Here is a 12,092-nt window from a genome sequence, read left to right on the forward strand (position 1 = left end):
CTGACGTTTCGACCATTACTACATAGTGCGGTGGCAATCATGCCCCACACCATCGCACAACTTTAGCCTTCTACCTGCATAAAAGCAAAATCCCCAACCGTATGGTTGGGGAGCAAGCTCGTGGGTGCGGGTACGCGTTTAGAAAACGTGGACCTGGTCACCGATCTGCAGGGAGTTGAAGTATTGCTCCGCGTCCTGGCGGTGCATTCGGACACAACCATGGGACTTGATGGACGGGTCGCCCTGGTGGAACGCGATGCCGTTGAAAGTGAAGTAGGTAGCAAACGGCATCGGGGCGTTGTTGAACTCCCAAGAGATTTCGTCCTTGACCTTGCGGTTGACGTAGAAGAATCCCTTCGGAGTCTCATGGCCCGGCTTGCCGGAGCCCATGCGGACCGGACCGTAGCTGACCTTACCGCCGCGCTGCAGCCACGTGCGCTGGTTCTTCAGGTCAACGCACGCGCGTGCCGACGGCGCACACCCACCCGGCTGCGGAGCCGGGGCCGGGCGCGGCGCCGGAGCCGGCTTCGGTGCGGGAGCCGGGGCAGGTTTTGGCTTCGGGGTCTTCTCGGCGATCAGCCCCGGGGCGATGGCATCGACGAGGCGGTCAATGCCGTCGTGAAGCTTCTTTTCCTGTGCCCTGTTGCCACCGGAGACTGTGGTGGCCGCGCTACGCAACGCATTGCGAGTGTCCCACACCGCGTTGCGGGCATCACGGTTGATCTGCATGGCTGCTGCCTGGAGAGCCGTTTCCGCATTCTGCAGGAACGGAGAGCTGGACACGTTGACCTGCGGGAGGGCGGGCTGAGCCTGCGCCGGAACGGGAGCCGCGACTAGAGCAGCCGTTACACCTACACCGGCCACGAGAGCCCGCACGGAACGGAAAGTTGGTTTGTGCATGCGGAAAGTATAACCCGAAACTATTAGTTGGGTGAAGTGCTGCGCACAATTGCTTGTCCGAGAACCGCAGAAAAGCTGTGAATAGCTTGGTCAGCTACCACTGAAACTCGAAAATCGGCTTACCGCCACGTTCTTCAGGTGTTGTCGGGAGGCTAGGCTCAGGCTGAGTCGTCTCTGTCGTCTCTGGGAGTTCTTTCGCCTGCTCCTCGAGCAAGCCCGGTGCGATCCTCCCGACAATGTTGTCGATCGCCCCGTGCAGCAGCCCCTCTACCGCAGGGTTGCCGGAGGCAATGGCGGAAGCCTGATCACGCGCAAACTCTCGAGCAGCCCCCAAGATTTCAACGGCATCGAGGTTGCTGGAAGAACCTTCGCGGCCGATCGATGCGCTTATCTGGGCCCCAGAGCTCTGAGCTGACGCGGCATCCGCCTCGGCAACGGCGGGTGCCGCAGACACGGCTACGGCAGTACTGACAGCAATGACGAAAGTGCGATGTTTACGGGAAGAAGTGAACATGCTAAAAGCTTAACGCCTAGACATACTAAACGCATACATAAACGCGAAATTGTATTCACGTTGAATAACTTTGCTGGTTCTACCCTGTCCGCGGCGTCAAAATTCGCGGTCCGTTTTCAGTCGCAGCGACAGTGTGCTCCCAGTGAGCAGCCGGTGAGCCATCAGCGGTAACGACCGTCCAGTCATCCTCCAGGACGACCGAATCGGTCTCACCCCCCAGAATGAGCATCGGTTCAATCGCCAGCACCGACCCTGCCTGAATCAGCGGGCCACGGCCAGGCCGGCCTTCATTCTCCAGGTACGGGTCTTCGTGCATCGCGCGGCCAATACCGTGGCCGCCGTAACCGGCGAGAATTCCCAATTCAACACCGAATGCCTGTTCAGCGCGACGGGTGGCTTGCTCGAGCGCGTGGGAGACGTCGGTAAGCCTGTTACCCGGCACCATCGCCTGCAGGCCTTCTTCAAGTACCTGCTCGGTTGCGCGATTGAGCTTATCGACGTCCGCAGACAGCTCCCCCACCCCGAAGCTCCACGCCGAGTCACCGACCCAGCCGTCGAATGTCGCGCCGCAGTCAATGGATACTAGATCGCCGTCAGCCAGAACGATGTTCTTCCCCGGGATGCCGTGGACGACGACATCGTTCACGGACGCGCAGATCGATCCAGGAAAACCGTTGTATCCCTTGAACGTCGGAATGGCACCGTGGTCGCGGATGACCTGCTCCGCCACAGTGTCTAGATCCAGCGTGGTAGAGCCTGCGACTGCCGCCTTGCGCACTTCTTGCAGCGCGATGCCGACGATCTTGCCGGCCTCCTCCATCGCATCGAGCTCACCCGGCGTTTTCGCCGGGATCGCCCGCTTCCGGCCGAACAGCATTTACTGGCCCAGACGCTCCATAGTGCGGGCGTTGACCTCTTCAACCTCACCGTCCGCATCAATGTTGATCAAGGCGTCACCGTAGTGATCGATCAGCGGAGAGGTCTCATCGCGGTAGACCTGCAGACGGGTGCGAATGGTCTCCTCGTTGTCATCGGCGCGCCCGCGGGCGAGCATGCGCTCAACGACAACATCCTCGTCCACCTGGTAATTGATCACACCGTCGAGCTTTTGGCCCTGACGGTCAAGTAGCTCCGCGAGGATCTCGGCTTGCTCGACGGTGCGCGGGAAGCCGTCGAGAAGCCATCCGTTTTCCGCGTCCTGCTCGGCCAAACGTTCTTCGACCATGCGCGCGGTGACCTCAGTGGGCACCAGCTTGCCCGCATCGATGTACTCCTTCGCCTCCACGCCAAGCGGAGTGCCTTCGCCGATGTTCGCGCGGAACAGATCGCCCGTGGAGATGTGGGGGATGTTCAGCTTCTCGGAGAGAATTGCTGCTTGGGTACCTTTGCCGGCACCGGGAGGGCCAAGGAGAACGAGACGCATTATTTCAACAGTCCTTCGTAGTTGGATTGCAGTAGCTGGGATTCAATTTGCTTCACCGTGGTCAGTGCCACGGACACCATAATCAGGATAGCCGTACCACCGAACGCGGACATGCCCATGTTGCCGCTACCGCCGACACCCAGATCCAAAGCGATGTTCGGAAGAATGGCGATCAGGCCGAGGTAGATGGCGCCAACGAAGAGCAGACGGTTCATCACAAATGCCAGGTACTCCGCAGTCGGGCGGCCCGGACGAATGCCCGGGATGAAGCCGCCGTACTTCTTCATGTTGTCGGCCTGCTCGTTCGGGTCATACTGGATAGACACGTAGAAGTAGGCGAAGAAGATGATCAGGGTGAAGTAGATCAGGATGTACTGCCAGGATCCCGGGTTCTGCAACCACGCCATAACGTTGGACATCCACCAGTTGTCCGGCGGAACCGGCTTGTCGGAGTTGACAATCTGGGTGATCAGAACCGGGACATACATCAGCGAGGAGGCGAAGATCACCGGGATCACACCGGCCTGGTTGACCTTCAGCGGCAGGTAGGTGGAAGTGCCACCGTACTGGCGGCGGCCCACCATGCGCTTTGCGTACTGCACCGGAATACGACGCTGGCCCTGCTCGATGAACACGATGCCGACCACGAGAAGAATCACAGCCGCGACAACCACCGCGAACACGACCGGTCCGGATTGGCTGTAGATGGACGCACCGTCCGTGGGAAGGCGGGTGGCGATACCAGCGAAGATGAGCAGCGACATACCGTTGCCCACACCCTTTTCAGTGATGATCTCACCGAGCCACATGATCAGGATCGCACCGGAGGTCATCACAATGACCATCATGATCAGCGTCCAAATGGTGCGATCCTCCACCAGCACCGGAACGCCGCTACCCAAGAGCTGCTCACGGTCCGCAAGCGCCACGATGCCGGCAGACTGCAACAGTGCGAGCGCCACCGTGAGGTAACGCGTGTACTGCGTCATCTTGGTCTGGCCGGCCTGGCCTTCCTTCTTCAGCTCCTCGAAGCGCGGAATGACCACTGTCAGCAGCTGGGTGATGATCGACGACGTAATGTACGGCATAATGCCGATGGCGAAGATGGATAGCTGCAGCAGCGCGCCCCCCGAGAACAAGCTGATCACGGAGAAGATGTTCGACTCGCCGCTCTCCGTCAGAGCGGAGAGACGCTCCGCGATGATCGCGTAGTCGACTCCCGGGGTGGGGATCTGCGCACCGATGCGGTACAGAACAATCAGCGCAATGGTGATCAGGATCTTCTTGCGTAGATCGGCGTCCTTGAACGCTTGAACAATGGCTGACACGTGGCCTCCTGGCTTCTCTGGCCGTGGCAGCACCAGAGAAGATTGCGGACAGTTACGTACGGTTCGCACCCGGCACACACCGGGGCATATTTGACTCGTCCACCCTAGCAGGTGCGCCGGACAAACCATGAAACGGCAACTAGTACAAGGCGTTTTCCGTGGGCTTCTCGCCGCGACCGTGGCACTCCCCTGCCTGCGAACCATGCGATAAGACCCCGGCGCCACAATGACCCCGCGGCATGAAAAATCCCCGCGAGGGCGGAAATGAATCCGTCATCGCGGGGATGGACGTGGAGCTTTTGAGGGTTTAGTTCTCCTCGTCAGCCTCGTCTGCTGCCGGCCTTGTCATGGAGGCCGTGCCCGTCAACGGGTCAGACTCCTTGACGCCCTGAGCGTCGGCGGCATCAGCCGCGGCGTCCGTCTGGACAGCCGTGGCGCGGGACACTGCCTCGGTGGTGGTGCCACCAGCGGCGGTGATCTTCTCCGACGCGGACTTGGAGAACTTCTCGGCGGTGATGTTCAGCTTGACGCTGATCTCACCGTCACCGAGCACCTTCACCGGTTGGTTCTTGCGAACCAGGCCAGCGTCAGCAATGTCAGCGGTGGTGATGGTGCCGCCCTCCGGGAAGGCCTTTGCCAGGTCGGAAACGTTGACAACCTGGTAGATGACCTTGTTCGGGTTCTTGAAGCCCTTCAGCTTCGGCAGGCGCATGTGAAGCGGCATCTGGCCACCTTCGAATGCTGCCGACACCTGCTTGCGGGCCTTGGTGCCCTTGGTACCGCGGCCAGCGGTCTTACCCTTGGACGCCTCACCGCGGCCGACGCGGGTCTTCGCCTTGTTTGCACCCTCAGCCGGGCGCAGATCATGGAGCTTGATTACTTCAGCCATGTTTACTCCCCTGCTACTTCTTCGACGGTGACCAGGTGGCGCACCTTGAGGATCATGCCGCGAGTAGCGTCATTGTCCTTCTTGACCACGGAGTGGCCAATCTTGCGCAGACCCAGAGCCTCAATGTTCTTGCGGGTCGTCGGCTTCTCACCGACGAGACCGTGGTTCAAAGTGATCTTCAGTGCCATGGTGGGTTACGCCTCCTGTCCTGCGCGTGCACGCAGCATACGGGCCGGAGCGACCTCCTCGATGGACTTGCCGCGGCGTGCAGCAACTTCCTCGGGGCGGACGAGTTCCTTCAGGCCGGCAACGGTGGCCTGAACCACGTTGAGGGCGTTGTCGGAACCGAGGGACTTGGCCAGGATGTCCTGGACACCAGCGCACTCGAGCACCGGGCGGGCAGCGCCGCCGGCGATGACACCGGTACCGGGAGCTGCCGGGCGGAGCATCACGATGCCCGCTGCGGCCTCGCCCTGGACCGGGTGAGGGATGGTGCCGCCGATCATCGGGACGCGGAAGAAGTTCTTGCGAGCCTCTTCAGCACCCTTCTGAATTGCGGCCGGAACTTCCTTGGCCTTGCCGTAGCCGACACCGACCATGCCCTGGCCGTCGCCGACGACCACGAGTGCGGTGAAGGACATGTTGCGGCCACCCTTAACGGTCTTGGCCACACGGTTGATGGTCACGACGCGCTCGATGTACTTGTCGCGCTCGTCGTCGCGGCCACCGCGATCGTTGCGGCGGTCGTCACGGCGGCCGCGGCCACCGCGGTCGCCTCGGTCATTACGGTCACCGCGGCCGTTACGGTCGCCGCGACCGCGGTTGTCGTTGTTGTCCGTTGCAGCGTTGTCTGCTGCAGCGTTCTGGTTCTGGTCCTCGGCGGATGCTCCGCCTTCACGCTGTTCACGCTCGGCCATTACGCGATCCTTCCGTTGATGTTTGCGAGCTTTGCTGCGGTGATCATTAGAACTTCAAACCACCTTCGCGGGCTGCGTCTGCAAGCGCTGCGACGCGGCCGTGGTACTTGTAACCGGCGCGGTCGAAAACGACCTCGTCGATGCCAGCTGCCTTGGCACGCTCGGCGATCAGCTCGCCGACCTTCGCTGCCTTGGCCTTCTTGTCGCCCTCAACGCCGCGCACGTCCTCTTCCATGGAGGAAGCGGAGACCAGGGTGTGGCCTGCCAGGTCGTCGATGACCTGGACGTGCATGTGGCGGGAGCTGCGGTGCACGACGAGACGCGGGGTCTCCGGGGTGCCACGCAGGGTCTTGCGGATGCGGTTGTGGCGGCGGACGCGTGCTTCGCGGCGGCGGGTAGCAATGTCCCGGCCGACCGGGGTGCGCTTCTGAGTGTTTGCTTCAGTGCTCATTGTTTACTTACCCGTCTTTCCGACCTTGCGGCGAATCTGCTCACCCTCGTAGCGGATGCCCTTACCCTTGTACGGGTCATCCTTACGGAGGCGGCGGATGTTCGCGGCAATCTGGCCAACCTGCTGCTTGTTGATGCCTTCGATGGAGAACTTGGTGTTGCCGTCGACAGCGAAGGTGACGCCTTCCGGTGCCTGAATCAGAATCGGGTGCGAGTAGCCGAGGGAGAACTCAAGGTCCTTGCCCTTCTGCTGCACGCGGTAACCGACGCCGAAGATCTCCATGTTGATCTTGTAGCCCTCGGTCACGCCGACAACGCAGTTGTTGATCAGCGAGCGGGACAGACCGTGGAGGGAGCGGTTGGTGCGGTGGTCGTCCGGACGGGAGACCACGATCTGGTTGTCTTCAACAGCAGCGGTGATCGGCTCCGGAACGTCCACGGACAGGGTGCCCTTCGGGCCCTTGACCTCGACGTGCTGGCCGTCGATCTTGGTTTCGACGCCGCTGGGGATAGCGATGGGTGCGTTACCTACACGAGACATGTTTTAACAAACCTCCCTTACCAGACGTAGGCGAGGACTTCCCCACCTACACCCTTCTCCTGGGCCTGGCGGTCCGTCAGCAGACCCTGGGACGTGGAGATGATGGCCACGCCCAGGCCGCCGAGAACCTGCGGCAGGTCGCCGGACTTCGCGTAGACGCGCAGACCAGGCTTGGACACACGGCGCAGGCCAGCGATGGAAGACTCGCGGGACGGGCCGTACTTCAGGTCGAGGGACAGGGTCTTGCCGACCTTTTCTTCCTCAACCGTGTAGTCAGCGATGTAGCCCTCCTGCTTGAGGATCTCCGCGATGTTGACCTTCAACTTCGAGGAGGGCATGGACACGGTCTCGTGGTGCGCGTTGTTAGCGTTGCGCACGCGAGACAGCATGTCCGCAATAGGATCTGTCATGGTCATGGTTGACCGTTTACCTTTCTCGTTGCGGTTCCCGTGACCCACCTGCGTTATCCGCGTGTTTTGTCGGGGGCTACTACAGCTACTTGGGGGCGCTCCTTGCCGCTTAGTAACGGAAGGTGCTCGCCGCCACCCTTCATACGGTCCGCATTATGGCGGGGGGCCTGCAACAATGTCGGATTGTCACGTTCAAAAACGGCTCTGAGGCGCATTCGTGCGTCGCGCTCAGGTCCGTCGGTCAACCATACAGGTCAGCGCCTGAAAAGCACAAATCGCTTATTCGATGAGGATGCGCTGGCCCGCTACACCGAAGAGTACCGCGACCTTCTCTCTTGGGGCATCAAGCCGTTGGTCACTCTCCACCACTTCGGCCAGCCACTGTGGCCTGCATTATCGGAGCAGTCCTGGCGCTAACCATTCGCTCCTCCCGCTAACCGGCCGCGGCCGTGATGAGTTAGCTTTCCCACACAGCACGCCGGAGCTGGGAAGACTAGGCTCGGAAATATGACCGAGTCATCCGAGACACCTAGGAAGCAACTCAGGGGCGACGCGATGCGCTCGCTGCTGCCCATGGTGAAATACACCTCGCAAAATGTGCCGGAAGACTACCGCCACCTCGTCTCATTGCGTGCCTCGGTCTTGAATGATTGCCGCGCGTGCATCGCCACCCACCGCCGCGACGCACGCAAAGACGGCTGGTCCGAGGAGCACATCCTCGAAGCAGAGCGGTGGACCAACAACATCGATGCGTTCAGTGAGGACAAGCAACTGGTCCTTTCGCTTACCGACGCGATAACCCACATCGACGGCGACGAATCGGTTCCGGATGACCTGTGGGATGCTGCCGTCGAAAAGCTCGGTGAAGAAGAGACACTAAACCTGCTGGTCAGCATTGTGGCCATCAACTCTTTCAACCGAGTCAGCATCGCTACCCGCACAGATCCGAAACGGATCGAAGGAACCACTGAGTTTGACCTGTCCCGTGACTAACCACCCCGAAGGAGCACCCATGACCCACCCGCACGAAAACCGCGAGATCACCAACAGCCCGACTGCCGGAAACAAAGTCGTCCTCATCGGCGCCGGTGACGTCGGCATCGCCTACGCATACGCGCTGGTCAACCAGGGCCTGTGCGACCACCTGGCCATCATCGACCTCAACGAGGAAAAGACGTGGGGCCACGTCCAGGACCTCAACCACGCCGTTCCGTGGTCCGGGCACAACACCCGCGTGACCGTGGGCACCTACGAGGACTGCCGCGACGCTGCGCTCGTGGTCAACTGCGCCGGTGTCGCTCAGCGCGACGGTGAAACCCGCCTCGACCTTGTGGCACGCAACCTGAAGATTTTCGAATCCATCGTCGGCGAGGTCATGAAGCATGGCTTCAACGGCATCTTCCTCGTGGCTACCAACCCTGTCGATGTTCTGGCCTACGCCACCTGGAAGTTCTCCGGCCTGCCGTCGCGCCAGGTGATCGGCTCCGGCACCATCCTGGACACCGCCCGTTACCGTCACTCTCTCGGTGAGTACTTCGGGATTTCCTCCAACTCCGTCCACGCCTACGTCATCGGCGAGCACGGCGACACCGAACTGCCCGTCATCTCCGCTGGCTCCGCGGCAGGTGTCTCCCTGCGCGAGCGCCTGCGCCGCCTGGCTGAGGAAGACGACAATGCCTCCAACGAGATGGACACCATCTTCGAGGAGACTCGCGACGCCGCCTACAACATCATCCGCGCCAAGGGTTCCACCAGCTTCGGTATCGGTGGCGGCCTCGCTCGCATCACCAAGGCGGTCTTCCACAACGAGGACGTAGTTCTGCCGGTCAGCGTCCTGCTCGAAGGTGAGTACGGTGAGAACGACATCTACATCGGCACCCCCGCCGTGATCAACCGCACCGGCATCCGCGATGTTGTGGAACTGCACCTCGACGAGACCGAAACCCAGCAGTTCCAGCACTCCGCTAACACTCTGCGCGACGTCATGAACAGCTCTGGGCTGACCTCGTAAGCGTTTTCCCCGCATGAGCGAACCCGCACGCACCTTCGATGTGGTCGTTGAGCTGTTCAGCTATGTTTTCATGGTGATCGGCAACCTCCACATCGAAGAGGACGCGGAGCTCGATTTCTCCCGCTATCCAACGGTGGGATTCTGCCCAGGATCAATCTGCATTGGTGGGCCGTCCCCCGAAGACAGTGAAACGATCAAAGCCACCTTCACCATCGCTGACAGCTATAGCGAATGGGATGATGCCTTTGTCACTCACACCATCCACGTCGACGAAGAGGGCATCACGATTGTCGATGCGGTGGAAACGTCCATCGATGGGCCCCAAGACCACGTGGATTACATCTACCGTCTGCCCTGGACAGGCTGGACAACGCTGCAGTTTCGCGCCCCGGACGGGTTCTACACCTACGAAGAGAACCTTAAAACACCGCGTTCAGTTGAGGTCCTCGTCACTCCTGCGCCGGACCACAAGCCTTCCGTCGTGAAGCTATAAGCGGGCGACAGCCAAACCGAAACGAGACGAGACATGGGAAACACCGACCTGATCATCCACAAGCCCAACGCGCCCCTGGCCATGCCTAACCAAGAGATGATCGAGGCTGTTGTGGCCGCGTCCGACGGACCACTTGCCGCAGACAAACAATTGGAACAGCTGCGCGATCAAGTCCTGGAGCAGAACCGTGACCTGATTGACCACGGACGCCTCTACCCAGATGGCACCGGACTTCGAGGCGACCGCTGCCTCGTTGTGGACGTGCACGACGTGGTGGTCAGCTTGGTGGCCCACCGCCTGTCACAGATCGCCGCGGACATGGGGTTGGTCGTCGTCTTCGAGTTAGGCGACCTTGTGTTGGCCTACGGCGACGACACTCCAGACATGTTCATCCGCACATACAACTGGGACATTGCCTGGGCTTCTCCTCGTGCATTGTCTCAGTGGTTGACCAGCGTGACCAATGAAATGATCTACTTCCACGACCATGGGCGCGAGGACGTGGACTTCCTCATCGTCGGAGAAACGCATGACGGCGATCAGTACATCCAGACCATGTACCAGCCCGCCGAGGGGGCGTACCTAGTGGAAGTCCGCGACGGTGGCCCCGACGCCCACTACCGGGCAATGATCGCCAGCTACGACGAGACCCTTGCAGCCTTCGAGACGTGGATGGCCACGCGCGAACGCCTACCGCAGGTTGACTGGACACTTATCGACATGTAGCCAGAAGCATCGTGCTCACGCGTCTGTGTGGCGAACTTCCTTGCCGTCGGGCGGGATCGGTGACCTGCTCACCCCCGCCAAGGTCAGACTCCCCCACCCCGGAGTTGCGCGCTCGGCCCATTGCGGAGCGGTCCGATCGTGGGGATGGCCAAGATGAGGAAAAGCAATAACCACGCCCCGAGCATGCCAAGCGACATCATCTTAAACGGCCACTCGACAACCGGTGGTCCATTGAGAGCAGTCGCGGTTGCGAAGGCACAGACCACGCCACCCACAACCACTGGGACAGCTGCGACCAATGTCGCTGCAAGCGACATCGCGAAACTCTCCGCCCCGATCAGCGCGATCACCTGCCGCGGAGACATTCCGGCAGATTGTAGGAGAGCAACTTCATGCCCGCGTCCGCGCGCGGACAGTGCGACAACGGCGGCGCTGGTAGCGAACATCGACACAATCACAACGGCGATAATGATCCAAGTATCGGTCATGTTGGTTTCCGCCCCCGGTTCGAGAATCTGGACGACTGCTCCAACCGAACCCAATGCGCACAACAGCAGCCCGACGCCGCCAAGACCTGCAGCCAACGGCGCGATTGTGGTCACGTTCATGCGCGACCGTGCTGCTGCTGCACGGGTACCCAGTGCCGAAACGACCAGGTCAGTAACATCAAAAACTTTGTGCAGAACTCGAAAGAGGAATCCCACTATCTCTGGGCACATCAGGTAAACGCCGATCAAGGCGCTGGCACCTGCGTTGAAGGCGAGGTTGATGATTGGGGCTAGCCCCGCAGAAGCGAGCTGCTGGTCCAGTTTCGAGGCCGCGACGAGCGCTACAGCAATCAGGAGAAAGAACGAACCGCTGACGATCCGCAGCACCGACGATGTGGATTTGTGGTCCGGTTGCTGGACCGTACGCAATGCGACACCGGGTTGGATGCGGGACGCCCGGTACGCAGGCACCACACCACCCACGATGGCCGTAGCGACACTGATGATGACGACCACGAGCGGAGCCCACAGCGCGACAGTGAACCGCGGCATGTCTACGGCTGGGGACACCGCGCCATCGAATGCAGGGAGCACCCAGAAACCTAAAAATGTTGAGGCGATCGCCCCCATCATGGCTCCGCAGAAACTCACGATCAGCAAAATGTACAGCGTGGACAGAAACACTGCGCGCGGTGATGCCCCAAGCAAAAGCCACAGCGCGTGGGTATGCCGGGAAGCGTGAACGCTTGCTTTCCCCACAACTGTCAGAGCGACCCACGACACCAACGCGATCACGACGTAAATGGTGATGGAAAGGATTTGATACTCGGCTAGTGGGGCGCCTGCGGCAGCCACCGCGTCACGGAACTGCGGGGTCATAGTCCAGGCGTACTGGTGCACGCACAGCCCAATCATCGTGGAGATCACGCCGACCACGGCCATGGCTGGCGTCCATTCACGCCATCCGTCGGCAAACATCTTCAGAACATAGCGCTGCATCTG

The 12,092-nt window shown here is 60.8% G+C and carries 15 protein-coding genes and 1 pseudogene; 4 read left to right on the forward strand and 12 right to left on the reverse strand.

The annotated features are described in order from the left end of the window. Positions 1–138: 138 nt before the first annotated feature. The 11 genes and pseudogenes from KBX07_RS03395 to rpsH all read right to left on the reverse strand — a co-directional run bounded on the left by KBX07_RS03395 (position 139) and on the right by rpsH (position 7,378). A complete protein-coding gene (locus KBX07_RS03395) occupies positions 139–900 on the reverse strand; it encodes a L,D-transpeptidase (RefSeq protein WP_256023015.1) in 762 nt (253 codons plus the stop codon). A 94-nt stretch (positions 901–994) separates the two neighbouring features. Beyond that, positions 995–1,414: a hypothetical protein gene (locus KBX07_RS03400; protein ID WP_256023016.1), complete on the reverse strand. Its 420-nt coding sequence runs from the start codon at positions 1,412–1,414 to the stop codon at positions 995–997. A 79-nt stretch (positions 1,415–1,493) separates the two neighbouring features. Further along, positions 1,494–2,291: a type I methionyl aminopeptidase gene (gene map, locus KBX07_RS03405; protein ID WP_005286650.1), complete on the reverse strand. Its 798-nt coding sequence runs from the start codon at positions 2,289–2,291 to the stop codon at positions 1,494–1,496. Continuing rightward, positions 2,292–2,837: an adenylate kinase gene (locus KBX07_RS03410; RefSeq protein WP_005286653.1), complete on the reverse strand. Its 546-nt coding sequence runs from the start codon at positions 2,835–2,837 to the stop codon at positions 2,292–2,294. It lies immediately after the preceding gene. Further along, positions 2,837–4,165, reverse strand: coding sequence for a preprotein translocase subunit SecY (gene secY / locus KBX07_RS03415; RefSeq protein WP_256023018.1), 1,329 nt, complete (start codon positions 4,163–4,165; stop codon positions 2,837–2,839). Before secY ends, KBX07_RS03410 begins: the two co-directional genes overlap by 1 nt. A 445-nt stretch (positions 4,166–4,610) precedes the next feature. After that, a pseudogene (gene rplO / locus KBX07_RS03420) lies at positions 4,611–5,054 on the reverse strand (50S ribosomal protein L15); the annotation flags it as partial. Between the two features lie 2 nt (positions 5,055–5,056). Then, entirely contained in the window at positions 5,057–5,242 is a 186-nt protein-coding gene (gene rpmD, locus KBX07_RS03425) for a 50S ribosomal protein L30 (RefSeq protein ID WP_005286661.1), read from the reverse strand. Positions 5,243–5,248: 6 nt separating this feature from the next. Further along, positions 5,249–5,971: a 30S ribosomal protein S5 gene (gene rpsE, locus KBX07_RS03430; RefSeq protein ID WP_005286663.1), complete on the reverse strand. Its 723-nt coding sequence runs from the start codon at positions 5,969–5,971 to the stop codon at positions 5,249–5,251. A gap of 46 nt (positions 5,972–6,017) precedes the next feature. Then, positions 6,018–6,422 carry a 50S ribosomal protein L18 gene (gene rplR, locus KBX07_RS03435; RefSeq protein ID WP_005286666.1) on the reverse strand — a complete coding sequence of 135 codons (405 nt, stop codon included), beginning with the start codon at positions 6,420–6,422 and terminating at the stop codon, positions 6,018–6,020. 3 nt (positions 6,423–6,425) lie between these two features. Beyond that, a complete protein-coding gene (rplF, locus tag KBX07_RS03440; RefSeq protein ID WP_255994423.1) occupies positions 6,426–6,962 on the reverse strand; it encodes a 50S ribosomal protein L6 in 537 nt (178 codons plus the stop codon). Positions 6,963–6,979: 17 nt separating this feature from the next. Then, positions 6,980–7,378 carry a 30S ribosomal protein S8 gene (gene rpsH, locus KBX07_RS03445; RefSeq protein WP_005286671.1) on the reverse strand — a complete coding sequence of 133 codons (399 nt, stop codon included), beginning with the start codon at positions 7,376–7,378 and terminating at the stop codon, positions 6,980–6,982. A gap of 501 nt (positions 7,379–7,879) precedes the next feature. Here rpsH and KBX07_RS03450 point away from each other — a divergent pair. From KBX07_RS03450 to KBX07_RS03465, 4 genes are read left to right on the forward strand one after another with little or no spacing between them, the layout of a single operon-like run. Beyond that, positions 7,880–8,365, forward strand: a complete 486-nt coding sequence (locus KBX07_RS03450) for a carboxymuconolactone decarboxylase family protein (RefSeq protein WP_256023020.1) — start codon at positions 7,880–7,882, stop codon at positions 8,363–8,365. Positions 8,366–8,384: 19 nt separating this feature from the next. Then, complete coding sequence (locus tag KBX07_RS03455) at positions 8,385–9,383, forward strand: L-lactate dehydrogenase (RefSeq protein ID WP_256023022.1); 999 nt, start codon at positions 8,385–8,387, stop codon at positions 9,381–9,383. A gap of 13 nt (positions 9,384–9,396) precedes the next feature. After that, positions 9,397–9,876, forward strand: coding sequence for a hypothetical protein (locus tag KBX07_RS03460; RefSeq protein ID WP_256023023.1), 480 nt, complete (start codon positions 9,397–9,399; stop codon positions 9,874–9,876). A gap of 33 nt (positions 9,877–9,909) precedes the next feature. After that, positions 9,910–10,602: a hypothetical protein gene (locus KBX07_RS03465; RefSeq protein ID WP_255994420.1), complete on the forward strand. Its 693-nt coding sequence runs from the start codon at positions 9,910–9,912 to the stop codon at positions 10,600–10,602. A gap of 83 nt (positions 10,603–10,685) precedes the next feature. Here KBX07_RS03465 and KBX07_RS03470 read toward each other — a convergent pair whose 3' ends face one another. After that, the gene (locus KBX07_RS03470; protein ID WP_256023025.1) at positions 10,686–12,089 is read right to left on the reverse strand and encodes an FtsX-like permease family protein; all 1,404 of its coding nucleotides are present in this window, start codon (positions 12,087–12,089) and stop codon (positions 10,686–10,688) included. Positions 12,090–12,092: the final 3 nt, after the last annotated feature.

This window comes from Corynebacterium sp. CCUG 70398, from assembly GCF_024454055.1.
Taxonomy (GTDB): domain Bacteria; phylum Actinomycetota; class Actinomycetes; order Mycobacteriales; family Mycobacteriaceae; genus Corynebacterium; species Corynebacterium genitalium.

Excerpts from the sequence above, each read along its gene's own strand:
- KBX07_RS03395 (WP_256023015.1), bottom strand. The coding sequence starts at position 900 with ATGCACAAACCAACTTTCCGTTCCGTGCGGGCTCTCGTGGCCGGTGTA.
- KBX07_RS03400 (WP_256023016.1), bottom strand. The coding sequence starts at position 1,414 with ATGTTCACTTCTTCCCGTAAACATCGCACTTTCGTCATTGCTGTCAGT.
- map (WP_005286650.1), bottom strand. The coding sequence starts at position 2,291 with ATGCTGTTCGGCCGGAAGCGGGCGATCCCGGCGAAAACGCCGGGTGAG.
- KBX07_RS03410 (WP_005286653.1), bottom strand. The coding sequence starts at position 2,837 with ATGCGTCTCGTTCTCCTTGGCCCTCCCGGTGCCGGCAAAGGTACCCAA.
- rpmD (WP_005286661.1), bottom strand. The coding sequence starts at position 5,242 with ATGGCACTGAAGATCACTTTGAACCACGGTCTCGTCGGTGAGAAGCCG.
- rpsE (WP_005286663.1), bottom strand. The coding sequence starts at position 5,971 with ATGGCCGAGCGTGAACAGCGTGAAGGCGGAGCATCCGCCGAGGACCAG.
- rplR (WP_005286666.1), bottom strand. The coding sequence starts at position 6,422 with ATGAGCACTGAAGCAAACACTCAGAAGCGCACCCCGGTCGGCCGGGAC.
- rplF (WP_255994423.1), bottom strand. The coding sequence starts at position 6,962 with ATGTCTCGTGTAGGTAACGCACCCATCGCTATCCCCAGCGGCGTCGAA.
- rpsH (WP_005286671.1), bottom strand. The coding sequence starts at position 7,378 with ATGACCATGACAGATCCTATTGCGGACATGCTGTCTCGCGTGCGCAAC.
- KBX07_RS03450 (WP_256023020.1), top strand. The coding sequence starts at position 7,880 with ATGACCGAGTCATCCGAGACACCTAGGAAGCAACTCAGGGGCGACGCG.
- KBX07_RS03455 (WP_256023022.1), top strand. The coding sequence starts at position 8,385 with ATGACCCACCCGCACGAAAACCGCGAGATCACCAACAGCCCGACTGCC.
- KBX07_RS03460 (WP_256023023.1), top strand. The coding sequence starts at position 9,397 with ATGAGCGAACCCGCACGCACCTTCGATGTGGTCGTTGAGCTGTTCAGC.
- KBX07_RS03465 (WP_255994420.1), top strand. The coding sequence starts at position 9,910 with ATGGGAAACACCGACCTGATCATCCACAAGCCCAACGCGCCCCTGGCC.
- KBX07_RS03470 (WP_256023025.1), bottom strand. The coding sequence starts at position 12,089 with ATGCAGCGCTATGTTCTGAAGATGTTTGCCGACGGATGGCGTGAATGG.